At 63.4% G+C, this 25,299-nt stretch carries 23 protein-coding genes; 16 read left to right on the top strand and 7 right to left on the bottom strand.

Going from position 1 to position 25,299, the window contains the following annotated elements:
- The first annotated feature begins 2 nt into the window (after window positions 1-2).
- From EWV37_RS10130 to EWV37_RS10120, 3 genes are all read left to right on the top strand, one after another.
- Entirely contained in the window at window positions 3-305 is a 303-nt protein-coding gene (locus EWV37_RS10130) for a rhodanese-like domain-containing protein (protein ID WP_119296827.1), read from the top strand.
- 78 nt (window positions 306-383) lie between these two features.
- On the top strand, window positions 384-1,007 hold the full coding sequence (locus EWV37_RS10125) for a rhodanese-like domain-containing protein (RefSeq protein ID WP_062862458.1): 624 nt from the start codon (window positions 384-386) through the stop codon (window positions 1,005-1,007).
- Window positions 1,004-1,777: a sulfite exporter TauE/SafE family protein gene (locus EWV37_RS10120; RefSeq protein ID WP_062862459.1), complete on the top strand. Its 774-nt coding sequence runs from the start codon at window positions 1,004-1,006 to the stop codon at window positions 1,775-1,777. Before EWV37_RS10125 ends, EWV37_RS10120 begins: the two co-directional genes overlap by 4 nt.
- A gap of 228 nt (window positions 1,778-2,005) precedes the next feature.
- On the opposite strand, the gene EWV37_RS10115 is transcribed toward EWV37_RS10120, so the two are convergent.
- The 5 genes from EWV37_RS10115 to EWV37_RS10095 form a co-directional block, all read right to left on the bottom strand.
- The gene (locus EWV37_RS10115; RefSeq protein ID WP_119296828.1) at window positions 2,006-2,629 is read right to left on the bottom strand and encodes a recombinase family protein; all 624 of its coding nucleotides are present in this window, start codon (window positions 2,627-2,629) and stop codon (window positions 2,006-2,008) included.
- A 125-nt stretch (window positions 2,630-2,754) separates the two neighbouring features.
- On the bottom strand, window positions 2,755-3,909 hold the full coding sequence (locus EWV37_RS10110; RefSeq protein WP_129701453.1) for a TniQ family protein: 1,155 nt from the start codon (window positions 3,907-3,909) through the stop codon (window positions 2,755-2,757).
- Window positions 3,906-4,823, bottom strand: coding sequence for a TniB family NTP-binding protein (locus EWV37_RS10105; protein ID WP_129701451.1), 918 nt, complete (start codon window positions 4,821-4,823; stop codon window positions 3,906-3,908). Before EWV37_RS10105 ends, EWV37_RS10110 begins: the two co-directional genes overlap by 4 nt.
- Window positions 4,817-6,493, bottom strand: a complete 1,677-nt coding sequence (locus EWV37_RS10100) for a Mu transposase C-terminal domain-containing protein (protein WP_129701449.1) — start codon at window positions 6,491-6,493, stop codon at window positions 4,817-4,819. The genes EWV37_RS10105 and EWV37_RS10100 overlap by 7 nt, the downstream gene beginning before the upstream one ends.
- 453 nt (window positions 6,494-6,946) lie before the next feature.
- A complete protein-coding gene (locus EWV37_RS10095; RefSeq protein WP_095798800.1) occupies window positions 6,947-7,570 on the bottom strand; it encodes a thymidine kinase in 624 nt (207 codons plus the stop codon).
- Window positions 7,571-7,793: 223 nt separating this feature from the next.
- Here EWV37_RS10095 and EWV37_RS10090 point away from each other — a divergent pair, with 223 nt between their 5' ends.
- From EWV37_RS10090 to EWV37_RS10055, 8 genes are all read left to right on the top strand, one after another.
- A complete protein-coding gene (locus EWV37_RS10090; protein ID WP_165189373.1) occupies window positions 7,794-8,537 on the top strand; it encodes a GntR family transcriptional regulator in 744 nt (247 codons plus the stop codon).
- A 510-nt stretch (window positions 8,538-9,047) separates the two neighbouring features.
- Window positions 9,048-10,061: a phosphotriesterase family protein gene (locus tag EWV37_RS10085; protein ID WP_129701447.1), complete on the top strand. Its 1,014-nt coding sequence runs from the start codon at window positions 9,048-9,050 to the stop codon at window positions 10,059-10,061.
- Between the two features lie 9 nt (window positions 10,062-10,070).
- Window positions 10,071-11,033: a phosphotriesterase family protein gene (locus EWV37_RS10080; protein WP_238663206.1), complete on the top strand. Its 963-nt coding sequence runs from the start codon at window positions 10,071-10,073 to the stop codon at window positions 11,031-11,033.
- A gap of 68 nt (window positions 11,034-11,101) precedes the next feature.
- On the top strand, window positions 11,102-12,265 hold the full coding sequence (locus EWV37_RS10075) for an FAD-dependent oxidoreductase (RefSeq protein ID WP_129701443.1): 1,164 nt from the start codon (window positions 11,102-11,104) through the stop codon (window positions 12,263-12,265).
- Between the two features lie 12 nt (window positions 12,266-12,277).
- Complete coding sequence (locus tag EWV37_RS10070; RefSeq protein WP_129701441.1) at window positions 12,278-13,201, top strand: alpha/beta hydrolase; 924 nt, start codon at window positions 12,278-12,280, stop codon at window positions 13,199-13,201.
- A gap of 146 nt (window positions 13,202-13,347) precedes the next feature.
- Window positions 13,348-14,643: an MFS transporter gene (locus EWV37_RS10065; RefSeq protein ID WP_129701439.1), complete on the top strand. Its 1,296-nt coding sequence runs from the start codon at window positions 13,348-13,350 to the stop codon at window positions 14,641-14,643.
- 157 nt (window positions 14,644-14,800) lie between these two features.
- Complete coding sequence (locus EWV37_RS10060) at window positions 14,801-15,850, top strand: DUF2332 domain-containing protein (protein ID WP_165189370.1); 1,050 nt, start codon at window positions 14,801-14,803, stop codon at window positions 15,848-15,850.
- Window positions 15,840-16,067: a hypothetical protein gene (locus EWV37_RS10055; protein ID WP_016997147.1), complete on the top strand. Its 228-nt coding sequence runs from the start codon at window positions 15,840-15,842 to the stop codon at window positions 16,065-16,067. Before EWV37_RS10060 ends, EWV37_RS10055 begins: the two co-directional genes overlap by 11 nt.
- Window positions 16,068-16,102: 35 nt before the next feature.
- Here the strand turns inward: EWV37_RS10055 and EWV37_RS10050 are convergent, their stop codons facing one another.
- Window positions 16,103-17,023: an MBL fold metallo-hydrolase gene (locus EWV37_RS10050; RefSeq protein ID WP_016997148.1), complete on the bottom strand. Its 921-nt coding sequence runs from the start codon at window positions 17,021-17,023 to the stop codon at window positions 16,103-16,105.
- A 165-nt stretch (window positions 17,024-17,188) separates the two neighbouring features.
- Between EWV37_RS10050 and EWV37_RS10045 the strand changes: the two genes are divergently transcribed.
- The 3 genes from EWV37_RS10045 (at window position 17,189) to EWV37_RS10035 (ending at window position 21,859) form a co-directional block, all read left to right on the top strand.
- Window positions 17,189-18,916, top strand: coding sequence for a CocE/NonD family hydrolase (locus EWV37_RS10045; RefSeq protein WP_129701437.1), 1,728 nt, complete (start codon window positions 17,189-17,191; stop codon window positions 18,914-18,916).
- A gap of 168 nt (window positions 18,917-19,084) precedes the next feature.
- Window positions 19,085-19,855 (top strand): SDR family NAD(P)-dependent oxidoreductase, encoded by a 771-nt coding sequence (locus EWV37_RS10040; RefSeq protein WP_129701435.1) that lies wholly within the window; start codon window positions 19,085-19,087, stop codon window positions 19,853-19,855.
- A 138-nt stretch (window positions 19,856-19,993) separates the two neighbouring features.
- Entirely contained in the window at window positions 19,994-21,859 is a 1,866-nt protein-coding gene (locus EWV37_RS10035; RefSeq protein ID WP_129701433.1) for an AMP-binding protein, read from the top strand.
- 154 nt (window positions 21,860-22,013) lie between these two features.
- On the opposite strand, the gene EWV37_RS10030 is transcribed toward EWV37_RS10035, so the two are convergent.
- A complete protein-coding gene (locus EWV37_RS10030) occupies window positions 22,014-22,415 on the bottom strand; it encodes a RidA family protein (protein WP_016997151.1) in 402 nt (133 codons plus the stop codon).
- 113 nt (window positions 22,416-22,528) lie between these two features.
- On the opposite strand from EWV37_RS10030, the gene EWV37_RS10025 reads away from it, so the two are divergent.
- Both EWV37_RS10025 and EWV37_RS10020 read left to right on the top strand, forming a co-directional pair.
- Entirely contained in the window at window positions 22,529-23,647 is a 1,119-nt protein-coding gene (locus EWV37_RS10025; protein WP_095798761.1) for an ABC transporter ATP-binding protein, read from the top strand.
- Window positions 23,644-25,248 (top strand): ABC transporter permease, encoded by a 1,605-nt coding sequence (locus EWV37_RS10020; RefSeq protein WP_129701431.1) that lies wholly within the window; start codon window positions 23,644-23,646, stop codon window positions 25,246-25,248. Before EWV37_RS10025 ends, EWV37_RS10020 begins: the two co-directional genes overlap by 4 nt.
- The last annotated feature ends 51 nt before the right edge of the window (window positions 25,249-25,299 follow it).

Below are 25,299 nucleotides of genomic sequence, written 5' to 3'. Positions count from 1 at the left end.
CCATGTCCGAAATCACCACCGCAGAGGCCAATGCACGCCGCAATACTGCGACCATCCTGGACGTACGTGAAGAGGCTGAAACCGCCGAAGGCATGATCCCCGGCGCAGTGCACATCCCGCTCGGCCAACTGGCATCCCGTCTTGGAGAACTCGATGCGGGCCGGCCGGTCATCACCGTCTGCGCCAGCGGAAACCGAAGCGCCCACGCGGCCGTGGACCTGCTGGTCGCAGGTTTCCGCGCAGACACGATGGCCGGCGGCATGACCGCCTGGGAAACCGAAGGTCGACCCACCCACAAGCCCTAAAAAGGCGCATCCACCCATCCCGGCGGTCCGCCGCCGGTCCTTGCCGGCGGCGGGGACACCTTGAGCACAAAGGAAAGTATGACTACTTCAACACAACCTAAACCCACGATCGATACCGTGGGCGCGGCAACGCTGCAGTCCTGGATCGACACCGACGATGACCTGATCGTGTTGGACGTGCGCAGCGGAGCCGAATTCGAAACGGTGCATATCCGCGGCTCATACAACGTGCCGCTGCCGCTGCTCTCCGAACACGCCGATGAGCTCGCAGGGCGGCTCGGCCGACGCACCGTACTGGTCTGCCAATCCGGCACGCGTGCCGAACAGGCACGGCAGCGCCTCAACGGCGCCGGCGTGGAAGCCGCCCATGTATTGACCGGAGGCATTCCCGCCTACGCGGCCGCCGGCGGCGACGTCGTCCACGGCACCCAACGCTGGGACCTCGAACGCCAGGTCCGCCTGGTCGCCGGCTCCCTCGTCGTGACCGGGCTCGCCGGCGGCAAGTTCCTCTCACCGAAATTCCGCATGCTCGCCGGGGCCATCGGCACCGGACTGACCTTCTCCGCCGCGACCAACACCTGCGCCATGGGCAAAGCACTGGCCGCAATGCCCTGGAACCGCGCGGCTCAGGAGCCAACCCGCGAAGCAGTCATCCTGCAACTGCCCTCCCGGGGACCGGCACCGCAGACCCAGGCTTCATGATCGCCGCCGCCCTGGCCCTGGGACTGCTCGTCGGAGCGGTCCTGGGCCTGGTCGGGGCCGGCGGTTCCATCATTGCCGTTCCCGCGCTTGTCTACGGCGTGGGAATGAGCACCCACGACGCCATCCCCACCTCACTACTCGTCGTCGGACTCTCCTCCATAGCCGCCGTCATCCCCCGTATCCGCACCGGTATCAGCTGGCGTATCGCACTGCCGGTTGGGGCCGCCGGCATTCCAGCGGCATGGGGCGGAGCCGCCGCCGGCCGGCTCCTGAACGAAGAGGTGCTCCTTCTCGCCTTCGCCGCCATCATGGTGGCCGCCGGGGCCCGGATGCTCACCAAGACACCAGAGATAACCGGACACTGTGGCTCCGATCAGGGATCCTTCCTGCGATCGTGCTTACCCAAGGCAGCCGCCGTCGGACTTGGGATCGGTTTTCTCACCGGACTGCTCGGCGTCGGCGGTGGCTTTCTCATCGTTCCGGCACTGACGCTGTTCCTCGGTCTGTCGATGTCGCAGGCCGTCGGAACATCACTGGTCATCATCACCATCAACGCAGCAGCAGGATTCAGTGCCCACGCCACCGGCTTCACCATCGACTGGGTCCCAACACTGGCCTTCGCAATTCCCGCCATCGCCGGCTCGCTCGCCGCGAGCCGCCTGTCACACAAACTCAACAGCAAACACGTTCGCACCGCCTTCGCCATCCTCGTGTTCGCCGTCGCCGCCATCGTGGCGGTGAGCACCATTATCGGCATCATCGGCGGCTGACGATTCGCCGCTCCTTTCGTTCCACCGCGCTCAGCGACTGTCCCAGTGCCGTAACCGCCACCGGGGTTGATCGATGCACCAACCGCATCTGCAACTAGTAAGCAAACCTGGCACTGGATTTCAAGCAACTGGGTGCGGTGTCGGACCTGCAAGCGGTAGAGAGACACCTGCCTGTGAAGGGGACCCTCCGTGCCGCTGGGCGCCGGCCCATACAGTCGTACTCAATATTCACTGCGCCCGGCTTCGGGAGAGCAATTTAGCGCCGTCAGGCCTTAGTTCTCCAGTGGGCGAGACGTGCCGGTACAGCGTCTGCCGGGTGATGCCGAGTTCTTTGCAGAGATCACCAACCTTGGTGTCGGGCTGACCCATGGACGCTTTCGCCAGGCGGACTTTGGCGGACGTCATTTTGTAGGGCCGGCCGCCTTTTCTGCCCCGGGCGCGGGCCGATGCCAAGCCGGCCATGGTTCGTTCGGAGATGAGTTCGCGTTCGAATTCGGCCAGGGCGGCGAAGATCCCGAAGACCAGTTTGCCGGAGGCGGTGGTGGTGTCGATCGCTGCACCCTGACCGGTGAGGACTTTGAGCCCGATGCCGCGCTCGGTGAGGTCGTGGACGATGTTGACCAGATGGCGCAGGTCCCGACCGAGCCGGTCCAGCTTCCACACCATTAGAGTGTCCCCGTCCCGCAGGGACCGAAGGCAAGAGACCAGCTCGGGGCGGTCCTCTTTCTTGCCGGAGGCCTTGTCTTCATACAGCTGCGCAGGCTCGATGCCGGCGGCAAGGAGCGCGTCGCGCTGCAGGTCAGTGGCTTGGGAGCCGTCGGCTTTGGAAACGCGCATGTAGCCGACCAGCATCAGGTTTCTCCTCCATCATTTATACGTTCGTTTACGTGACATGAGAACCGAAGTATCGCCGCCACATAAAATTTGTCACTTTACCCGTTACTTATTCTATGTCGTGCAGACCCCGCTAAAAGCAGTTAATGTGACAGAAATTCGAGAGGGATGCCAAGTTCGGCGAAATCGTTCCGAACTCGGTGGACGTGCTCGTCGTCGTCGCTGCGGTAGAGCGTCATGAGATTGAATAGCTGGCGTGCGCTGTCCGGGTTCTGCTTGGCATCCTCGACGGCGTCGTGCAGGGCTTCGTTAAGGGATTTCGGGCATCCTGTTGTTACCAGTGGCTTGCCAGGATCAAGAGAGGTGTCGGGTGCCGGGAGGAACAATGCGGCATCGCGGCCCAGACCCGTCAGGTGACCGTTCTCGAGCACGCGCATTGCGATGGCTGCGGCTTCGAGGGTCCGCGTCTGCCTCTGCAGGGTCTGCGCTTCAAAGGGCCGCCACATCGCTTGACCGGCTCGCACGGGATATCCCGCGCGCTGCCACACCTCGCGCGTCAGCCGCTGCGCGGCACCGCACTCGCTCATGGTTGCACCAAGCTCATCGACCACAGTGCGCAGCAGCCGGAACCACGTGCCGGCGTGGATGCGATGCCGTGGAAGGTCGACTACTCCGGCTGTCAGGGCTTGCCACGTCCGGTCGTCCATGCGCCGGATCGCCAGCGAGGCTCTCTGCGGTTCGGGGGCGCTCGATGGGTCGCGCCATGCGTAGTAATGGCCGGGCGGACCGTCGTGGTGCTCAAGCCAGCAGTGGTGGACGGGGCAGGAGAGCATCAGTGGCAGCGACCACACCACGAGGTAGGGGTGAGGAGACGTGGAATCTCGCACACATTGTGGGCAGGTTCGGTGGTGTCGGACAGCGGCGGTCGGGACCCATGCTCGCCACGAGCTCACCGTCCGGCGACGACGGTTCCTCTCGGGCAAGAGAACGGTCAATTGCCGGATGTAGGTGCTGAACGCGTCGGGGCCAGGCTCGACGTCGTCCAAGAGCCACGGGGTGTACCCGCTGATGCTCATGCCGTGAATCCGATCGGAGCTGACTCCGGTTTGGATCGCTAGTTGCTCGATCAACCCCTCCGGTGGGGCCAGGTCGAGATCCGTATCGCGGTCGAGGGAGTAGCCGATATCGAATGCAAGATCATCGACGGTGATCCCATACCCGTCGGCGATCCGGTGCAGCCATGAGGTGAGGGCTTCACCCGGAATCGGCCGCGGATGGATCGGCCAGCGGGCGGTCACATCAGCTCGCGTTCAAACAATCGCCGCCGCTCTGTGGGGCCAACGTAGTCGGCCATCGTCAGCGTCCGGTGGTTGATCGTCTCAGCGCCGGACTCGACGGCCGCGACCGCGGCCGCGGTCAGCAGGTGCGCAAGCTCACCGATCGTTCCTTCACTGCGGGCGAGCAAGTACTGCGTCATGTCGTCGGTCTCGATGCGGGAGGGCCGCCGCAATGGGAAGGCCGCCGCGAAGCTGGCCAACAGCGACCGGGCGTCCTCGCCTGCCTTCCAGACAGGCAGCACGAACGGCTCGAACCGATTCTCCAGTTGGTCGTCCGAGCGTATCGCCAGGTATGCCTCACGGGTGCCGACTCCCACGAGCGGGATGCGCAGCTCGTTGCCAAGGAATCGCAAGAGGTTCAAGAACTCTCGACGGACGTCACCACGTCCAGCAAGCACATTGTGCAGCTCATCGATCACCAGCATCTGCACACCGACCTCGCGCAGTAGGGAGAGTGCGAGGCGCTCGAGCTCGATCACACGAGGGCGCGGCCGTAGCGGCGCGCCGAGGGCTGCGAGGATTGCTGTATAGAACCGCAACGGGGACGGCTCCGAGGGCATCTGAACGCACAGCACCGGGATGTGTTCCCGATCCAAATCAGTCGTGGGCAGGTGCTGTCGACGGAATCTCTCGATGATCATGGACTTGCCGTTATTCGTCGGCCCCACCAGCAGCAGGTTGGGCATGCGTTGCTTCCGTGGCCACCCGAGCAGCGTTTCCAACCGCCCGACAGCCTCGACGGCTTTCGGGTAGCCGATCCAGCGGTCGGCTCGAATCCTGTGGACCCGCTCGGCAGCTGGCAGCCGCGCCGTCGACTGTGCAGATGGATGCAGATGCGACAGATCCGGTGGCTGGTCCTCGTCGACTGTCACCATTGTTCAATCTCCTCGAAGCGGGCCGCAGGCCGCATCGCGCCCGGTTCCGGCGCAGTCGCCGGCGGAGCCGGTGTCGGCGCGGGAGACGCCTTTCTCGTGGTTCCCGCGTGATTACGGCGTTCAGCTTCCCGGCGGGTCCGCTTGGTGGTCTTCTCGGCGGTCTCAGAGATGTGACGCATCTGTTCGATCATCCGAAACAACGCGACCTCGTCGACTTCGGCGGCACCGCGTTCACGCAGTCGTGCCAGCGCCTGCCGGTGCTCCCACACGCTGACAGCAGGATTCGACAACGTCCGATAGGGCACCTCTAGGTATTCCTCGCCCTCAGGGTCCAGCACCCATATTCGGCTGATGTCGCGCGGGTCTCGGCGGATGATGAACTGTTCGAGACTCTCGCGACGCGCGATCCAGGGCTTGAGCACGTTGGCGAAATAACGCACGTGATCGATGACGAATCCGGTACGCGTCAGCTTCCGCCGGATCACCGGCAGGAAATCCACCAAGAACGCTGTCGGATTCGCCGTGACCACAGGAGAGCCGTCCGCGAGGACACCCTCAGCCCAGCGCCCAGCCGGAGTCAGGCCCAGCGTGCTGTGGACGGTGCCGTGGTACGCAGCCACTGCCAGGCTCAGCCACTTCTCCAGTTCGGCAAGAGTCAGTGCAGCCATTTTCTCGGAGTCATACCGGCCACGCTCACCTGGGTCCGAGAACGTCGTGCCTGGCAGCTCGTGGATCTCGCGCATTGCCGTGCCGATGACGCGTTCTACGATCCCGCCGTAATGCGGCTGGCCCAGCGGCCGGTAGTCCAGTGCGATGCCGTGCTGCTCACACCCACGGGTGAGTGCCTCGCTCTTGAACTCGGCGGCGTTATCGACGAACAACGCCTTCGGCTTCCCGCTCATCGGCCAGTCTGCTTCGATCCCGAGTCGTTCCAGCCGGGGCCGTTTATCACCGGTTGCGTGAGCTAGGCATAAGCCCACAGACACCGCCGAGGGCGGCTCCAAAGTCACGACCATGCCCACGAGACAGCGACTGCACACATCGATCGCCAACGTCAGATATGGGCGGCCGACAGGCTTCCGTTCCCGCTCATCGACGACGATCAGATCAATGACGGTGTGATCGATCTGTACCTGGTCCAAGATGGATCCGATCGCTGGGACGTCATCACCGGCCGACTGCAAGGGCCGCACACTGTCGGGCCCTTCTCGTCGCCGACCGACTGCTATCGGATTCATCCGTGCGATTCGCGTCTCGACCGTGTTCCGCGCCGGCACCGGCAACCCCCGCACAGCACAGACTCGGGCGATCTCGCGGTGCAGCGAAGCGATGCTTCGCTTCTGTCGCGTCAAGTACCGTGTGCGGACAAGCTCGCGAATGACCTGCTCGACCGGCTCCGACAGCCGATTACCACCCCTGCCACCGTCGGACCGTCGGCTGGCGAGATCGGTCACCAGACCAGAGCCCTGACGGTAGCGTTCCAACAGCACGTACACCTGTCGGCGAGAGATTCCCAGCTCGACGGCGGCTTCATCGGCAGCAGCCACCCCAACATGGTCACGCTCGGCGAGATTGCCGATCACTTCAGCACGCAACCGAGTTTGCTCCCACTGAGCATCCGACATCGTTAAATGCCCCGGCGACGGGATCCCGTATGGTTCTTCGTCCATCCCTGCCTCTCCTTTGAGAACAGGACTATTGAGCAAAAACGACTTTAGTGCACACGACTACTGAACGGCCAGCGTTCAACAGCCGACTGCACAAGCCCCGAGAACACGGGGCCGGATGTGCAGGCGACTTCGGAAAATGACACATCCCATAATCTGCGAAACATCCCGCCACTTACCCGAGATCCACATGACTGCAACTTCAGGGAGTTAACCGACAACCAGCATGTTCAGCTAACTATCCGCTGTGCCAGCGCTGCCGTTCGAGATTTGTTTATGAGAACCACTCCGTGGCTGGACAGCCCAACTCGGCTATTCAGAAGTGCAAAGTGATTGCCCTCAGGCCGACCGACGCTCATGCGGCAATATTGAATCGGGCGGCCCGGCCTGTCCCCACACCCGTCATGTGGTGACTCTTTACGGAAGAGATAGGCTTCGGCCTTTCGAAGCGGCACCTCAGCCCAGTCGGCCACCGGATTCGGTGAGGTAGCACTGCCCGCACAGGGACTCATAGGTAACCTCGACGCCGTCGATGGCGACCTGATCGCCTTCGAACACGAACCGCTCCCCCACCTTGCGGGTATTGAACACGGCCTTGCGGCCACAGCGGCAAATGGTCTTCAGCTCTTCCAGGGAATGAGCGAGCTCCATGAGGCGCGCCGAACCTGGGAACGCCTGGGTGCGGAAATCCGTACGGATGCCATAGGCCATGACTGGAACGTTGTGGAGCACGGCGATGCGCAGCAGGTCGTCGACCTGGTCGGTTTCGAGGAATTGGGCTTCATCCACCAGAACGCACGCAACAGGTTTGGCGTCCACGTGCTCGAGGAGCGCGTCCGGGTCGTCGCCGGTCGCATATCGGTGGAACAACTCGAGCACGCTCGCACCGTGGGGGATCAGGAAGTCCACCGTGCGTGTGACACCCAGGCGGGACAGAATCTGGTCCTCGCCCTTGGTATCGACCTGGGGTTTGGCGAGCAACACCCGCTGCCCGCGTTCTTCGTAGTTGTAGGCCGCCTGCAGCAGACCCGTGGATTTTCCGGAGTTCATCGCGCCGTAGCGGAAGTAGAGCTTGGCCACGGTGGGACAGTCTATCGACAGCAACCGACCGGGACGCGTGGATGTGCCGTGGGACCACATCGATCACTGACTGGAAATCGCAGGTGATCGCCTCTCCACCGGGCTGGCGGCTATCTGGGAAGGTGCCCATGAATGAGCTGTCCCTGGCTGCGATTTGTCCTGAGAAACTATGCTTGACTGTCGGGAGTAAATCCGGCGAACCCAGGTATAGGGGAGGGCGATCGTGCCAGTGAACGAGCTCGATTCGTCGTCTGGTGTCCCCCTGTACCGGCAGATCAAGGACATTCTCCGTCACGAGATCATCGATGGCTCCGCCGACCCTCAAACCCCCATCACTGAAGCGCAACTGCTGGACCGCTTCGACGTGAGCCGTGCGCCCATCCGTCAGGCTTTGAAGGAACTCTCGGTCGAAGGATTCGTCTACCGCAAGCAAGGCAAAGGAACGTTTCCCGTGCCGGGCTCTCGGGTGCATCGACCGGCTACCGTTCGCTCGGGTGCCCTGTACCAGTTCCTCGCCGACACTGGCCTCGACCCGGAGTCAACGGTTACCGGTGTCGAACGTGTGGTGCCGCCGACTCGGATTGCACAGAACCTCGACCTGTCCAAGGGCGAAGAGCTGCTGCACTTCACGCGGGTGATTTCGGTGGAGGGCGCCCCGCTCGTGGAAGCAGACGTCTACATCCGTGCTCCTAAGGAGTTCATCCCGACCGGGGGCGCGTTGGAAGAACGAGGCTCCGCGTTCGAACTTCTCGAGCGGCAGTTCGGCATCACACTGGAACGCGCTGAACATGAAGCCTGGGCTACGGCAGCTTCTCCGCAGCAAGCGGAGACCTTCGCCGTCCCCGAGGGCAGCCCCTTGCTCGTCATCGAAACCCTGTTCTTTGCCACAGGTGGCCTTCCCGCCGGCTGGCGCACCGCCGTTCACCGTGCTGACGAGTTCAAGTACCACTTCATCACCGGCGCGTAGTCGAGCAGCCTCAGCAGGTGGAGCATTCAGTGTGCCCTTAGGGCCGCTGATGACACACCGTGGGCCATGAGGACCCTTGGGCGAGCCATTAAAGGTTCTAGCGGAACATCATGCGATCGGGAAGGCTGCGACAGCGCTTGGGATGGGATCCAGCTGCCGCTCCCAACCTCGTCAGCTCCCAACCCACCCCTGACCTGCACCTTAGGTCCGGCTGAAATTCCCAGCTGCACTCCACTTACGCTTTAGCATAACAATATGTATATTAGTGCCACAACGTTACTCAGATCACACCACAGGCGATGGCTACGGCCCGTACGGCGGACACGAGGCTCTCCGGCTCATCGCTTCTCACGTTGACGACCGCCAGCACCCGCCCCTACTTGCGAGCAAACCGACACGGCCCACCACGGAAGGCCACCAACGGCAGCCACAAGCCAGGGGACGCGAAGTGCCCCACGCTCCACACCGCGTCACCCTCATGGTCGGTGACGCTGATGAAAGGTAGTGCCCATGACAGATTCAGAGACTGTCGGCAATGCAACGGTCAACACAGTTCTCGGTCCCGTTCCCGCCGATCAACTGGGGATTGTTGCGGTCCACGAAGCGTTGCTCTCGGTAATCCCGGGAGCCCAGTTCGCCCCGGACGTTTCCATGGACCGTGCCGAGATCTTCGAAACTCTCGCCGCCAAACTCAAGGACTTCCGCGAGCACGGCGGCGGCACGATCGTGGACAGCACCGGCATGTTCCACGGCCGCGATCTCAAGCTCTACGAGGCGCTGTCCAAGTCCACTGGTGTGCACATCATCGCGACCACCGGCATGGGCCCGGAGGAAATGCTCGGCGGCTACTTCCTCACTCCGCAGACCAATCCGCCCACGCCGTGGCCCGCGGAGAAATTCGCGGATCTCTTCGAGAGGGAGGTCACCGATGGCATGGTCGTTCCGCGCGTTGAACGTCGCGCCGCAGCCGGCATGGTCACTACCGCAGCCGCTCGCGAGGGCATGACCCCCACCGAGGAAAGCCTGTTCCGCGGGGCCGCACGCGCCGCCCTGAACTCGGGGGTCCCCGTCTCGATCCGCTTCGGCGCGGACGCCCTCCACGACCTGGACATCGTGCTCGCCGAAAACATCCCCGCGCACCGCGTGGTGGTGGGCGGGCTGGATCGCAAGGACGCGGCGTCGTCGAACGGGGCGCTCGGGGTGGCCACGAAGGGTGCGTACGTCGCGCTCGATCACGTGGGCCTCAACGACGACGCCGCCCACCTCACCGACGACGAGCGCGCGGATCTGGTGCTCGAGCTCGTCGACGCCGGCCACGCGGACAAGATTCTGTTGTCTTCGAACGCGATTGGCGTGGCCAAAGGCCAACCCGACTACGACCTGCCCTTCAGCTATGTCGCGACCACACTCGTCCCGCAGCTCGTGGCCAAGGGACTTAGCCAGGAGCACGCGCGGCGAATCCTGGAGACGAACCCGCGTGACCTGCTGACCGTGGCCCCGGCGCATCGCGCCGACCAATCCTGAATTCTTGAGGTGAAGAAGTTGTCGAAAGTAAACACCGTGCTGGGAACCATCCCGGCCGAAGAACTGGGCATCGTGGCCATTCACGAACACATCGGCTACGGCATGCCGGGCTCCGAACTGGACACCCAGTGGTGGAAGACCCCGGAGCAGCGTTACGAGGAAACCGTGCCCAAGCTGCGTGCGTTCCACGAGTACGGCGGCGGCTCATTCGTGGATGTGACCGGTATCTGCAACGGCCGCGACGTGGACTACTACAAGTCCTTATCCGCGAAAACCGGCGTGAACATCATTGCCTGCACCGGATTCGTGGGCGGCGATACCGCGCTGCCGCACTTCGCCCAGGCCTCCGTGGAATACCTGGCGGAGGTGTTCATTCACGAGATCACCATGGGTATCGGAAACACCGGATCCAAGGCCGGCGTGATCAAGGTGGGCGTCTCCCGCGGTGGCAAGATGACCGATCTGGACAAGCGCATCTATCGCGCGGCCGCCCGCGCTGCGCTCGCCACGGGTGTTCCGATCCTCACCCACCTGGCGATCGACGCGGAAAACGCCATCAACATCTTCAACGAGGAGGGCCTGCCGCTGGACCGCGTGCTCTTCGGTCACGCGGATGACGGCGTCAACGCCCAGAACACACGCGACACCTGGATTGCCGAGCAGGGCGGCCGCGTCGGTTTCGACACGTTCGGTTACGAGACCGAACTGCCTGATCCGCCGTTCTGGGCCCGTCCGCGCAAGGAGCGGCTGGACCACTTCCTGCGCTTCCTGGGCGCTGGCCACCTCGACAAGGCTCTTGCCGGTGTGGACGCGAACTGCAGCCCGCTGGGCTGGCCAGGAGTTAAGGGTCACACCGTGAACTACCTGTTCGAGGACCTCATCCCGGACCTGCGCGAAGCGGGCGTGGACCAGGCCACCATCGACGCGCTCTTCATCCACAACCCCGCCGATTTCCTCTCGATCCAGAAATAAGCACTCCTCTCGCGGGGCGGAACGACGGCGCTCCGCCCACCGCAGATCTCACCAGAAAGTGACACACCATGAAGACTTCGGACCTTCAGAACCTGACCATCGCAATTGTGGGTGGCGGCTACGGCGGCGCATCCGCGGCGGCCGCGCTGAGTGCCCTGGGCGCGAACGTGACCGTGTACGAACAGGCCTCCGGAATGCACGAGGTGGGCGCGGGCATCGGTTTGCGCCCCTCGTCCATGAACCGTTTCCGCGAGTGGGGCATCTTCGACAACATCGCCGCGGTGAGTTCTCCCAGTGACTACTTCGAGATCCTCACGGCCACCGGCGATCCCATCATGAAGGACGACTGGCCCGAGGACGGCGACGAAAAGCACACCTACCTGATCCACCGCGGTGACTTCATCGAGGCCCTGGTGGGTGCCCTGCCGCAGGGCATGGTCAAGCTCGGCCACAAGCTGGAGAAGATCGAGGACAACGGCAGCAACGCCACTCTCACGTTCACCAACCACGAGGTCGTCACCGCCGACCTCGTGGTGGGCGCGGACGGCATCAAGTCCGTGGTGCGCAAGCAGCTGTTCAGCGACAACCAGCCGGTGTTCTCCGGTGAGCATGCTTACCGCTCCGTGATCTCCATCGACGACGCTCACGGGATGATCAACGACGACAACCTGCGCATGTACATCGGCCACGGCACCAAGGTGTACTTGTTGCCGCTGCGCCACCGGAACCAGGTGTCCTTCGACATCACCGCACTGATTCCGGACAGCACCTGGTCACCGGACGTCACCAAGGAAGACATCCTCAAGACCGTTGAGGGCTTTGACGAGCGCATCGTGGACATCTCCCGCGGCCTGAACATGGACACCGTGAACCTGCGGGCCGTGTACGACATCGACCCCGTGGACAACTGGCACTCGGACTGTGTGGCGTTGCTGGGCGATGCCGCCCACTCCATGCTCCACCACCAGGGCCAGGGTGCGAACTCCGCGATCCTGGACGCCGGTGGACTTGCCGACGCCCTCAAGGCGGCGGATACCGTGGCAGAGGCGTTGGCCCAGTACCAGGCCGACCGCAAACCCGTGACCGACGAGCTGCAGCGGATCTCCCGTTCCGGCTGGACCGAGGACGAGGTCAACTCCGTGTTCCCCGGCCAGAAGCCCGAGAACCAGAACCCCGCCGAGCAGCAGGCCGCGGATCACGACACCGCCGACCTCGACTCCAGCACCAAGTAGGAGGCGCACTCCATGACCATTCACCCGAAGATTGCCGAGTTCCTCAAGTCCCTTCCCGAGCCGGACGGTTCACCCCTGGACCCCGTGGCCATGCGTGCCGGGGAGAACGCACAGGTGCCACCGGTGGCGGATCGCCTGCCGATCCATGACGTGCGGGAGGCGACCTCAGCGACGTCGTCCGGAGACGTACCCGTGCGGATCTACACGCCCGCCGAGGCCGAAAGCTACGGCGTGCTCGTGTACTTCCACGGCGGAGCGTTCTTCTCCGGGAGCCTCGAGACTCACGACCACATTGCGCGTTCGTTGGCCAAGGAGACGGGCCTCGAGGTCGTGGCCGTTGACTTCCGACTCGCCCCCGAGCACGAGTTCCCGGCCGGCCTGGAGGACTGCTACCGCGTGGTCCGCTGGGTTGCGGAGAACAGTGGGGAGCTGAAGTGGGACGGGCGCACGCTGGCGATCGCCGGTGACAGCTCCGGCGGCAACTTCGTCGCCGCGGTCGTCGCAAAAGCCCGCGACGACGGCTTCGACCGCATCACACACCAGATCCTGTACTACCCGTCCCTGGACTTGGATTTCGATGTGGACCGCTACCCCTCCCTGCGCGAGAACGCAGAGGGTTACGGCCTGGAAACCGGCATCCTGGAACCGTTCAACGCGTTTTATTTCGAGAGTGGCGCGGATCGATCCGACCCACTGGTCTCTCCGATCAAGCGCGAGGATCTCTCCGGGTTGCCCACAGCCCTCATCGTCACCGCGGAGCACGATCCACTGCGCGATGAGGGCGAGCTCTACGGCAAGCGCCTGCAGGAAGCCGGCGTGAACGCCACCGTGTCCCGCTACGACGGAGCCAACCACGGCTTTGTCCAGCACTTCTCCTGGATCCCCGAATTCCAACGGGTGTTCACGGAGACGGCTGAGTTCCTGCGCCGGAGCTAAGACACCGGACTCAGCCACCACCCCTAAATAACGACGGCGGCGCGGACCCACGTGTCCTCGCCGCCGCTTTCAACCTGCCCAGCATAGAAAGCCTGTGATCCATCAGTTTCACTATGCGACAGCACTGAGTGACCCGAGAGGCCACCATGTCCACTTCAACTCGTACGAAATTCTGGACCTATGAGAACAAGATCGTCGCGATCTTCTTCTTCACCGTCGGCTTCGTGTTCTTCGACCGACTGATCCTCAACTTTCTGATCCCGTTCATTCAGGAAGACATCCATCTGGACAACAAATCCATCGGCCTGCTCGCGGCCGCGTTGTCCGTGACCTGGGCGCTCGCCTCAATCATCGGCGGGCGCATTTCCGACAAGGTCAAGAGCAAGCGTCTCTACCTGGTCATCCTGATGGTCGCGTTCTCGTTGACCTCGTTCTTCCAGGGCTTCGTGGTCACCTTCGCGCACCTGGTGATCCTGCGTTTGCTCATGGGGCTGCTCGAGGGCCCGATCATCCCAGTCACCCAGTCCGTGCTCGCCATGGAATCCTCGCCACGCCGACGCGGCTTCAACCTTGGCTTCACCATGAACACCGCAAACGGCTTGTTCGGATCCATCCTGGCGCCGCTGGTGATCGTGGCCCTCGCAACCATTTTCGATTGGCGCACTGCCTTCTTCCTCACCTTGGTACCCGGCCTCGTGATGGCCGCGATCATTTGGAAGGTCATGCGTGAGCCCAAGGTCGACGACGCCGCTCTCGCACCTTCCGCCTCGGATTCTCACGGTGCCGACGCGGCGGCTTCCGCAGCCCGCGTGCGCCCCAAGGGTCAGCTCAAAGAGGTGCTCAAGAACCGGAACATCATCCTGTCGATCCTGATTTTCAGTGGTTTCATGGTCTACCTGATGGCACTGATGGTGTTCGGTCCCGTATACCTGACCAGCATGAAGGGCTTCTCGCCGGGCACCATGAGTATGGTCATGGCTGCATTCGGCCTGGGCACCGCGGTGTGGGGTTTCGTGGTTCCGCTGATCTCGGATCGCATTGGCCGCAAGCCCACTTCGGTGATCTTCGGACTGTTGTCCGTGATGGCCCCATTGAGCCTGTTGTTTTTCTCCAGCCCGTTGTTAATGGCCCTGGCGGTGTTCATCTTCGCCGCCGGTATGGGCGTGGGCGGCATGGCCATGTCGGTGATTCCCGCCGAGTCCGTTCCCGCGATCTACGCTGGCCTGGCCGTGGGACTACCCACAGGAATCGGCGAACTCATCGGCGGGTTCTTGAATCCCCTACTGACCGGCATCGCGGCCGATCAGTTCGGTCTTCCCGTGGCGCTGCTCGTGAGCTGCGGCGGTGCCATTGTCGCCACGATCTTTGCATTGTTCCTCAAGGAAACCGCGCCCCGCGTGGTGGGCCGACGGGAAGCAGACCGGAAGCTGGTGGAGGTGTAACCGGCGACCGCGCCGTCCACCGAACCGTGTGAGCCCCGCTGATCGAGTTGGTCGGTCCGCGGGGTTCACTCCGCTTATTTGGACCAGTCTCGAGCGCGCTTCGATCAGTCGTGGGTCATGAGCGTTGTCTGGATCCTCATGCCGTAGGTTGACGACTATGGAACAAACGGTGGCGGAGCTGTACCAGCGGTGGGCCGAGATCGAGGTCAAAGAACTGTCCCCGATTTTCTACGACTGGGCCACTTCCATTGCGGACGATTCCGAGGTGCTGGGGCTGATTGATGATCTCCCTACCTCGAAGCGCCAACCCAATCTGGTTTTCGCGGCCGCCCGTTTCTGTGGTGCACCAGTCGGATCGTATTCGGAACTGCGTCCTTCGTTACTATCGCGTTGGCTCGAGGTCGAATCGGTGATTCGGGAGCGGGCAACTCAAACCAATGAAGCCGGGCGGTGCGCCGTGCTCCTCCCGGTCCTGAGCCGACTGCGGGGGCCGCTCGCTCTCATCGAGGTGGGGGCGTCCGCGGGTTTGTGTCTTTATCCGGATCAGTACAGCTATCGGTACGATACCGATCAAGGTGTTGTTCCGCTTGATCCAACTACTGGACCCAGTTCGGTTGAGCTGTCCTGCCGCATTGAAGCGGACAGTGTCCCCAACCAACTTCCTACTGTCGTATTCCGTGCGGGGATCGACCTAAATCCGGTTGATCTACGAGATTCTGATCAAGTGAAGTGGCTTGAGACTCTGATCTGGCCGGAGCACGATGACCGCCGTCATCGCTTTCGGGCAGCGGCGGAGTTAGTTGCTGCGGACCCTCCGATGCTCGTGAAGGGTGATCTCCTCGACAACATTTCCGCATTAATCACCGAGGCCCCCAAGAACGCAGGCGTGGTGGTGTTTCACAGTGCGGTCCTCGTCTATCTGACGCCTGAACGCCGTGATCAGTTCGTCGAGCTGATGGAATCCATGCCTGACGTGACGTGGATCAGCAATGAGGGTGAAGACGTATTGCCCACGGTCGCTTCGCGGATCTCCGTACCTGTCAACGGACGAACCGTGCTCGCACTAAACGGCCGGCCGTGCGCAGTCGTTGGTCCTCACGGGCAGAGCTACGAACGAATCGGGATCGCTGAGGGAGCGAGCAAAAAACTGGCCGAAGGGCTATTGCGAGATGGCCCCAGGACTGATGCCATGGGGTATGGAAACTGATAAACAAGCGACCGGTTCAGATTCCAAACGCGGGATTTCCCAGACCATCAAATCTTTCATCCCATCCTTTTTGCTAGTGCTGATAGGTATCGGAACACTCGCCATGAGGGCCAACGGGATCATCAGCGACACAACATCATCGATTGTGTTCGCAGTCCTGATCGCTGCGGGATTGGTGATCTATGTGCTCCTGAACCATGTCCATGGACGGGAGTAACGCGAGCGACGCGGCTACTGCACCACACCCGCCTGCTATGCATACCCGTGCATCGTGGTGAAGAAGGGCGAGGGCTCCAACGTGGGGTCCCCGGTGTAACCCAATTCTTCCGCGACCGCAGCATACGGAGAGTACGGCGAATCAGAGTCGCGGAGACCGTCGGATAGGTAACGCTGAGCGGCGTCGGCCACGCGGGACTCGATGTCGATGCTTTCCTGGATCACGTGCCGTGCCTGGTCTCCTGAAACGCCGATCTCGTAGGCCTCGCCCGCGGCATTGCGGTAGGGGTGGCCCAGGAAGAGACGGGTGGGCTGCACGGCGTCCCGCAAGTACTCAAGGCTTGAACGGTAAGCGACCGGATCCTCATAGCCTGGGAAGCCGTTGGCCGCGCCGTGGATCTGAACAGCGTCGCCCACGAACACGTCTTTCTGACCGTCGATGCAGTAGGCGACCGAACCAGCGGTGTGACCGGGGATGTGATGAACGGACACGGTGACGTCGCCACCCAGGGACAATGTCTCGCCACCTCGAACCAGGACCTGTGGTTCCATCTCACCCGAGATGACCTGATTGGCCATGCCCATCTGTTGTTCTTCACCCTCGGGGTCGTTCAGGTACCGGGCTCGCGTGTCCATGTACTGGTCGACGTGGGCTCGCCGCGAGCGGAGGAGGGCGGCGTCGTCGTGATGGATGACCACCGTGGCCTTGCGGCCGGTCATTTCCCAGAGCGCATGCGCACCACCCAGGTGGTCGATGTGGCCGTGGGTGAGCAGGATCCAGCGAACGTCCTCGATGTTGCGGCCGAGCTTTTCGAGTTCGGGGGCCATGCCCTCCGCGGGAGAGGACGCGATGCCCGTGTCCACGATGGCGGGTTCCGGCGCATCGATGAAGAAGCTGTAGAGACCGAAGCGACCCCACGGTGAAACCAACGGATGGACGGGAACGCTGTGCGTCATGGTGATCTCCTACGGGACGAACGGCCGAGGACTGCTGAGTCCATTGTGCGGTGTGGTCTTGCACACACTAACTTTAGTATAATAATATTTCCAGAAAGTGCCCAGGGATCATGCCCGTCACCAGGACGGCGTGCACTCCGGCGCTAGTGAAGGAGCTACCCACTCATGGCCGAGTTCGAAACGCTGGATGCTGGCGGGGAATCCATAGCAGTTCGCAAAAACCTCAAAGTTCCGATGCGAGACGGCGTCAATCTGATTGCGGACGTCTATCACGGCACCGAGGATAAGCCTCGTCCCGCGCTCGTCGCCCTGAGCCCGTACGGCAAGGAATTGCAGGCCATGGCACTGACCATGCCCGCGCAGCGGCGACCCAGCCCCATGTGGGACGGGTGCATCGAAGCTGGCGATATCGCCCGCGTGGTCCAGGAGGACTACGCCCACGTCATCGGCGACCTCCGCGGCACCGGTCATGCCGAGGGTGAGCACATTGGCAATTACAACGCCGGTGGCGTCTCCTTGGGACAGGACGCCTACGACTTCATCGAATGGGTCGCCGAGCAGCCCTGGTGCGACGGCAACGTGGGCATGATTGGCATTTCCTACTTCGGCTCCATGCAGGTGCTGGCTGCGGCCGAACGCCCGCCGCACTTGAAAGCCATCTTCGTCTCCGGTGGCCACTACGACTTCTACGAGACCACGTACCACGGCGGCATCATGTGGTTCATGCCGCGCGCCGCACGCGAGGGGCGCGGCGGCGATTCCGGCTGGGCCTTCACGGACAACGTCAAGTCCCGCATGCTCGAGACGTTCTCGCCGGGCGAGATCCAGGAGCGGGTCGCCGAGCGTTTGGCTGATCCCGACGTCGCCGCGTGGCCAAATCTCGTCCATGTCCTGAACTACCCCAAGAACCATGAGGCCTGGTTCGACATCATCACCAATGAGCTGGACGGTGAGTGGTACGAGGAACGCAATCCCATCACATTGGCCCCGAATATCGACATCCCCGTGTACCTGCAGATCGATCAGGGCCGCGGCTGGACCATGGACGGGACCATCGAACTGTTCGATGCTCTTCAAGGACCGAAGAAACTGGATATCGGGTCCTACCCTCCGATGCAGTCGCGCCCGTTCATCGAGGAACACGACAAGATGTTCCGCTGGTACGACTACTGGCTCAAGGGCATCGAGAACGGGGCCATGGATGGTCCCGCCGTCAACGTGTTCGTGGAAGGTTCGCGAGAGATCGCGTCTGGTGAGCAATGGCCACCGCTGCCGGTCGAGTACCAGCCGTTGTACTTGCGCCCCCGGCGAAAGCTGTCGTTCGAGCCTGAGCTGATGGGCGCTGAGTACGCGGCCCCGGACGGCTTCTATCAGGCGCCGCTCACCGTCACGGACAAGGTGGAGATCCTCCGCTGGGACACCGAGCCGTTCGAAAAACCTACGGAAATGATTGGCACCGGTGCCGCGCACATCTTCGCGGAGATCGACCAGGACGATACGAACTTCATCCTGCGCATGTGGGACACCGCTCCCAACGGGAAGCGTCAGCTGATTACCACGGGATACCTCAAGGCTTCACACCGCGAGCTGGACGAGCGTACGACCGAGGGCAACCCGTATCACCCGCACACTCGCACCGAACCGGTGGAGCCGGGGAGTATCCAGGAGTACTTGCTGCGGCTCTACCCGTTCGCGAACACCTTCAAGCAGGGACATCGGCTGACGGTGGAGCTATCCAATGCGGAGCCGCTGGCCGATGAGCACAACTCCTTGCTGCCCCCGGATGCTTTCCACCTGCCGGTGGGCCGCCCGGTCACGCACAAGATCTATCGGGACGCGAAGCATCAGTCGCGTTTGGTGCTGCCCTTCACAGTGCAAGGTCTTGAGGCGTAGACGCTAACGACACCTGGCTGGGGCGGGTAGGCGCAAACCCCGTGACCCACCAGAGGTCCACTGTTATCGTTGGCCCTCACGACGCACGGGGGCGAAGCGGCTTGTCACTAAGAAGTTCACCATGGACCGCGGAAGTCACCCGACACCTTTGGGACGAGGAGAACTGACATGGCCGGACTTGCACTCGTGACGGGAGCTTCATCGGGCATTGGGTTTTATCTGGCCCAGGGGCTTGCGGCCCGCGGCTACGACATTGTGGGGGTGGGCGCGAGCTCGCGCGTTGATGAGTTGCCCGAAAAACTTTCGAACGTGACCGTGCACCCGGTGCGTGCAGACCTCTCTAGCCCCGACGGGCCGAAAGAGGTCTGGGCAAGGGTCGAATCCTTGAACCGCCCGTTGGACGTTGCGGTGTTCAACGCGGGCAAGAGCTTGGGTGGCGCCTTCATCGACACCGACATCGACGACGAACTGCAGATGCTCTCGCTCAACGTCACCTCGCAGATCCTGCTGGCCAAGCCCGTAGTCCGACACATGGCCGAGCGCAGGCAGGGCAACATTCTGATCACCAGCTCGCTCTCCGCCACCACGCCCACCCCGTACGAGTCGATCTACGGCCCCACGCGAGCGTTCATGTACAGCTTCGCGCAGGGGCTGCGGGAGGAAATGCGCGAGTACGACGTCAACGTGACCGCGCTCCTGCCGGGGGCGACTGCCACCGAATTCCACGATCGTGCCGGAATGCAGAACACCGCTTTCGGCGACAATTCCACCAAGAACGACCCCGAGTTGGTCGCACGCCTCGCTCTGAACGGCCTCTTCGCCGGCCGTGACCACGTGGTCGGTGGGGATCGGAAGACCAGGCGGTCCGCGGTTCTCAACAAGTTCCTGGGTGAGCAGCGCAAGGCCCGGCGGTTCTCGAAAGATTCTCGCGAACAATAATGCACACGGAGCCCTCGTAACCAACGGACATGATGGGCCCAACTTGAGCTGCCTGTGCAGTACGTTTAGGTCACTGATGACCGCGAGGGTCCGGTGAACCGGCCTGCGGTCCGCGCCGGACAGCCAAGCGAGGACGTCATGACTCTTCCCACCTCATCCGATTCCACCCGGTCCGTCACGGAGCAGTTTCGCGCCGCCAGGGATCAGTTGTTGCGGTTGCGCACGGATCTCGACGCCGCTCACCGCGAGTTCGAGTGGCCCCGGTTCACGCACTTCAACTTCGCCCTCGACTGGTTCGACGCGCTCGGCCACGGCCAGGAAGCCGACCGGGAGGCCCTCGTTATTGTCGAGGAGAACGGCACCGAAACCCGCCGCACCTACCGCGATCTCTCCGTCCGGTCCTCGCAGTTGGCCACGTGGTTGCGCGAGCAGGGTGTGCAGCGCGGTCACCGTGTGATCCTCATGCTCGGCAACCAGGTGGAGCTCTGGGAAACCATGCTCGCGTGCACCAAGCTCGGCGCGCCCATGATCCCCACCACCGTGATGCTCGGCCCCGCTGACCTGCGCGATCGCTTGGAACGCGGCAAGGCCAAGTGGGTGGTCACCTCCCACACCAACGCGCAGAAATTCGCCGATGTCGCTGGCGACTTCACGATCATCGAGGTCGACGACCAGCCCGACTTCCGCAAGCCCGTTCCACCTTCCGTGCTGCCGAGCAATCCGGCCGCACCTTCCACTTCCCAGGCCGACGACGCCGCCGCTCCGCCACCCGAGCGCTCCTCCACCGTGGGTGAGCACCCGGTGATCCATTTCGCGGACTCCTGCTCCGGCCCGGAAACCTTCGAGGTGCTCGAGTCCTCACCGGCCGATGATCCGCTGCTGTTGTACTTCACCTCCGGCACCACGTCGCTGCCCAAGTTGGTGGAGCACACGAACATCACCTATCCCGTGGGGCACCTGTCGACCATGTACTGGATTGGCTTGGAACCCGGTGACGTGCACCTGAACGTGGCCTCCCCGGGCTGGGGCAAGCACGCGTGGTCGAACTTCTTCGCACCGTTCATCGCCGGGGCCACGGTGTTCCTCTACAACTACTCACGCTTCGATGCCCGAGCTCTGATGGACCAGATGGAGCGCGAGGGTGTGACGTCCTTCTGCGCACCACCCACCGTGTGGCGCATGCTCATCCAGTCCGATTTGAGTCACCTCAAGAACCCGCCACAGAAGACGGTGTCCGCCGGCGAACCGCTGAACCCCGAGATCATCTCCCGCGTTAAGAACGCCTGGGGCACGGACATCCGCGACGGTTACGGTCAGACCGAATCCTCGCTGCAGATCGCCAACACCCCGGGCATGCCGGTCAAGCCCGGAGCCATGGGCCGGGCCCTGCCTGGTTACGAAACCGTGCTCATCGACACCGCGACCGGCGAAGAACGCACCGACGAAGGCGAGCTGTGCCTGCGTCTGGATCCCCGCCCCATCAGTCTGACCCCGGGGTATCACGGGGATCCGGAGAAGACCGCCGAGGCGTTCTGCGACGGCGTCTACCACACCGGTGACGTGGTCTCTCAGGACGAGGACGGCGTCTTCACATACGTGGGCCGCGCCGATGACGTGTTCAAAGCCTCCGATTACCGGCTCTCCCCGTTCGAGCTGGAGTCCGTGGTCATCGAACATCCCGCCGTGGTCGAGGTGGCCGTGGTTCCTTCACCGGACCCCATCCGATTGGCCGTTCCCAAGGCCTACGTGGTCCTCGGCAATGGCCACGAACCCGATGCGGCAACCGCCGAGAGCATCCTCCACCACTGCCGTGTGAACCTGGCGGCGTACAAGCGCGTGCGGCGACTGGAGTTCTTCGAACTACCCAAGACCATTTCCGGCAAGATCCGCCGCGTGGAACTGCGTGACCGCGAAATCCGACTGCACCCAGCAGCCGGTGCGGAACCGGCGGGTGAACACGTGGAGTACGCGGACACCGACTTCCCGTCGCTGCGTGGGAAGTAGCCGAAGTGGCTCAGGGCAGTCCCGGGGTGACGTACCTGGGCGCTGCATGCACCGGACCGCACCCAACGGCGCGGCAGCAAAATCCGAAGGGATAGCCGAAATACGCGGCGCGTAACCAACCGCGCGGAACGGCGCCCGAGCGGCGTCGTCGGCTCTATTCTGCGGTCCGCGCGATCGCGGAAACCTCGACCATGAACTGCTCCCGCGCCATGGGGGCGACCACCACGGTAGAGGTGGGCGGGACGTCGCCGGTGAAGTACTTCTTGCGCACCTCGCCCACCGCGCCCGCGTAGTCCGCGGAGGCGAGGTAGGTGGTCGTGGAGACGACGTCCTCCAGGGTGCCGCCGGCCTCGACGACCACGGCCTGCAGGTTGTCGAAAACCTGGGTGGCTTGGGCGGTGATGTTGCCCTCGCCCACGTAGGAACCGTCCGGGGCGAAGGCGACCATGCCGGACACGTGCAGCGTGTCACCGTCCAGCACGCCGTAGGAATAGGCGTTGTTGTCCGCGACGTGAGCGGGCAGGCAGGACGGAACGATTCTCTGGCGGCGGGGCATGAGCACTCCTCAAGAAGGCGAAAGATGAATCCGCTCAACCTTCCCAAACCCCCGTGACGGGTGCAACATAGAGGTATCACTTTTCGTGACTCGTCCTTCAGAGGCCGTGCATCATGCCGTCCCATCCACGTCACCGAGCAGCTACACCTTCCATTGACGACGCCGCCCCGCCGGGTGAGCGCGAGGGTCACGGTGAGCGCGACGTCGGCACAGCGGTCCGCGCTGTAGAGCCACCCGATCCCGCCGATCTGGCTGTTGACCTGCAAGGAATCCACAAGTCGTTCGGAAAAGCCCATGTGCTCAACGGCGTGGACCTGCAGATTCCCCGCGGAGTGATCGCGGGCTTCCTGGGGCCCAATGGGTCGGGTAAATCGACGACCATTCGAGTTCTGCTGGGGTTGTTGCGGGCGGATTCGGGCACCGCGACCGTGCTCGGACGAGATGCCTGGCGGGACGCCGTCGATGCTCACCGACACCTGGCCTATGTGCCCGGGGACGTGAATCTGTGGCCCGGGCTGACCGGTGGCGAATGCATCGACCTGCTGTGCCGGATGCGCGGTGGCACCCGAGAAGGCGCCGTGGCAGAGCTGACCGAACGGTTCCAGCTGGACCCCCGCAAGAAGTCGCGCGCGTACTCCAAGGGCAACCGGCAGAAGGTCGCGCTGATCGCCGCGCTCGCCTCGGATGCCGAGCTTCTGGTCCTGGATGAACCGACATCCGGACTCGACCCGCTCATGGAGCGCGAGTTCCAAGAGGTCGTGCGGCAGCGCCGGGCCGAGGGCGTTTCCGTGCTGTTATCCAGCCACATCCTTTCCGAAGTGGAACAGCTGTGTGACACCGTGGCCATCATCCGCGAGGGCTCCGTGGTGGAGCAAGGCCGCTTGGAGGACATGCGCCACCTGACCCGGGTCACGATCGACGTGATCACCGCACATGACCCCGCGCTGCTCGATGACTCGATGGATCTGGGCGAGCTGCAAATCCATGAGATGGCCGAGGGGTTCCACATCACCGGGCAGGTGGAACCGGCCGCACTCCAGGACATGCTTCCCGGCCTCCACAGCTTGCACGTACGACAACTGCACGTTGCTCCGGCCTCGCTTGAAGAGTTGTTCATGCGTCATTACCGCGCGGAACCGCACGGTGAGGCGGGGCAGGCAGCTGGCCCGGGCGGCGTCGTCGGCGTGGAGACTCGCGCGCCTGGGAAGCCTGCGAAACCGGACCCGTCATGACACGCGAGCTGCAAGGCACGGCCACCTTGCTGAAGTTGGCGCTGAAACGCGACCGCATCCGGTTGCCCATCTGGGTCGTGGCCGTGGGACTGCTGCTGGCCGGGGGCGGTCAGGAACTCGCGCAGGTCTTCTCGAGCGCCGAGGAACGCCAGGTGCGCGCCACCATCATGGGACAGCCCAGCGGCATCTTCATGGGAGGCCCCGGCTACGGCCTGGACGACTACACCGTAGGGGCCATGATGGCCAATGAATACACGCTGTTCATCGTGGTGGCAGTCGCGATCATGGCCCTGCAAACGGCCGTGCGCCACACACGCGGTGAGGAGTCCGCCGGGCGGATCGAGCTGCTGCGCTCCACACGAGTCGGGCGGCACGCGGCACCCGCTGCGGCCACGGTCATGCTGCTCATCACCGCCACCTTGATCACGCTGGTGTGCGCCGGGTCGATGCTCATGCTCGACCTTCCGGCCCAAGACAGCTGGGTCTTCGGCGCGGGGATCGGGGTGCAGGTGCTGGTGTTCGGGGCGGTGGGATTGCTGTGCGCGCAACTTTCTTCGACTCCCCGCGGTGCCATGGGCCTCGGGCTCGCGGTGCTTGGCGTGGCCGTTGTGGTGCGTGGAGTGGGCGACATCATGGAACTGCACGGCAGTTGGCTCTCGTGGTTCTCGCCCATTGCCTGGTCCATGCAGACGCGCGCGTTCGTGGAGCTGCGCTGGTGGCCGCTTCTGCTGGCCGTGGGGCTCACCCTGCTCGCGACGCTGGCCGCAATGTCCCTGCAGTCCCGCCGCGACCTGGACGCTGGCCTGCTTCCGCAACGCTCCGGGTGGTCACACGCCGCGAGTTACCTACGCGGCCCACTCTCCCTGGGTGTCCGGCTGACCCGCACTTCCAACCTCACCTGGTTGATCGCCCTGGTGCTCCTGGCCGTGACCTACGGGTCGTTGGCGCCGTCCATGCGGGACTCATTCGCGGACCTTCCGGCCTCGTATCAAGCGATCATGGGCGGTTCGGACCGTGCCGTGCAAGGCTTCCTGGACCTCGCGATGACCACCCTGGCGTGCGGCGCGGCGGCCCTGGCCGTGGCGCTTGCATCGCGGCTGCACGGTGAGGAAACGGATAGTCGCACCGAACTTGTCCTGTCACTACCCGTGGCCCGGATCCGGTGGTTGCTGAGCTGGTGGGCGCTCGCCTTCGTGGTGTCCGCGGTGGTCCTGCTCTTGAGCACTCTGGTCCTGGCCGCCACCACGGACGCGGTGATCACGGTAGATGGCGTGTACTCGGGCCTTCTGCTGATCTGGGCCACGTATCTGCCCGCGCTGACCCTGTTCGCCTCCCTTGCCGTGCTGGTTTACGCCCTTTCCCCCCGCCTCACGGTGCTCGCGTGGGTGCCGGTGTTGTTCGTGGTGATCGTCGCCATCCTGGGACCGCTCCTGAGCGTGCCCTCGTGGGTCACGGACCTCTCGCCGTTCCATCACGTCGCACGCCTGGCCAGTGATTCCGCCGCCGACGCCGCCGCCCTCACCTGGATCTCGACCGTCGCCGTTCTCACGGCCGCCTTGGCCGTGGCCGCGTTCCGTCGCAGGGACATTCCGAGAGATTAAGTAAGCATGCTTATGAGATGATTAAGTGACCTAGACGGGCGATACACCTCA

The sequence above is a fragment of the Kocuria carniphila genome (assembly GCF_004136555.1).
GTDB lineage: Bacteria > Actinomycetota > Actinomycetes > Actinomycetales > Micrococcaceae > Kocuria > Kocuria carniphila.
Note: the sequence above shows the minus strand (reverse complement) of the source record. Positions and strands in the feature narration are given on the sequence as shown.

What these genes read in the sequence shown, in the direction of transcription:
- EWV37_RS10115 (WP_119296828.1), bottom strand. Translation starts at nt 2,629, where the DNA reads ATGCTGGTCGGCTACATGCGCGTTTCCAAAGCCGACGGCTCCCAAGCC.
- EWV37_RS10130 (WP_119296827.1), top strand. Translation starts at nt 3, where the DNA reads ATGTCCGAAATCACCACCGCAGAGGCCAATGCACGCCGCAATACTGCG.
- EWV37_RS10020 (WP_129701431.1), top strand. Translation starts at nt 23,644, where the DNA reads ATGACACGCGAGCTGCAAGGCACGGCCACCTTGCTGAAGTTGGCGCTG.
- EWV37_RS10120 (WP_062862459.1), top strand. Translation starts at nt 1,004, where the DNA reads ATGATCGCCGCCGCCCTGGCCCTGGGACTGCTCGTCGGAGCGGTCCTG.
- EWV37_RS10060 (WP_165189370.1), top strand. Translation starts at nt 14,801, where the DNA reads ATGGAACAAACGGTGGCGGAGCTGTACCAGCGGTGGGCCGAGATCGAG.
- EWV37_RS10085 (WP_129701447.1), top strand. Translation starts at nt 9,048, where the DNA reads ATGACAGATTCAGAGACTGTCGGCAATGCAACGGTCAACACAGTTCTC.
- EWV37_RS10070 (WP_129701441.1), top strand. Translation starts at nt 12,278, where the DNA reads ATGACCATTCACCCGAAGATTGCCGAGTTCCTCAAGTCCCTTCCCGAG.
- EWV37_RS10045 (WP_129701437.1), top strand. Translation starts at nt 17,189, where the DNA reads ATGGCCGAGTTCGAAACGCTGGATGCTGGCGGGGAATCCATAGCAGTT.
- EWV37_RS10105 (WP_129701451.1), bottom strand. Translation starts at nt 4,823, where the DNA reads ATGGTGACAGTCGACGAGGACCAGCCACCGGATCTGTCGCATCTGCAT.
- EWV37_RS10030 (WP_016997151.1), bottom strand. Translation starts at nt 22,415, where the DNA reads ATGCCCCGCCGCCAGAGAATCGTTCCGTCCTGCCTGCCCGCTCACGTC.
- EWV37_RS10055 (WP_016997147.1), top strand. Translation starts at nt 15,840, where the DNA reads ATGGAAACTGATAAACAAGCGACCGGTTCAGATTCCAAACGCGGGATT.
- EWV37_RS10100 (WP_129701449.1), bottom strand. Translation starts at nt 6,493, where the DNA reads ATGGACGAAGAACCATACGGGATCCCGTCGCCGGGGCATTTAACGATG.
- EWV37_RS10065 (WP_129701439.1), top strand. Translation starts at nt 13,348, where the DNA reads ATGTCCACTTCAACTCGTACGAAATTCTGGACCTATGAGAACAAGATC.
- EWV37_RS10075 (WP_129701443.1), top strand. Translation starts at nt 11,102, where the DNA reads ATGAAGACTTCGGACCTTCAGAACCTGACCATCGCAATTGTGGGTGGC.
- EWV37_RS10050 (WP_016997148.1), bottom strand. Translation starts at nt 17,023, where the DNA reads ATGACGCACAGCGTTCCCGTCCATCCGTTGGTTTCACCGTGGGGTCGC.
- EWV37_RS10035 (WP_129701433.1), top strand. Translation starts at nt 19,994, where the DNA reads ATGACTCTTCCCACCTCATCCGATTCCACCCGGTCCGTCACGGAGCAG.
- EWV37_RS10040 (WP_129701435.1), top strand. Translation starts at nt 19,085, where the DNA reads ATGGCCGGACTTGCACTCGTGACGGGAGCTTCATCGGGCATTGGGTTT.
- EWV37_RS10025 (WP_095798761.1), top strand. Translation starts at nt 22,529, where the DNA reads ATGCCGTCCCATCCACGTCACCGAGCAGCTACACCTTCCATTGACGAC.
- EWV37_RS10125 (WP_062862458.1), top strand. Translation starts at nt 384, where the DNA reads ATGACTACTTCAACACAACCTAAACCCACGATCGATACCGTGGGCGCG.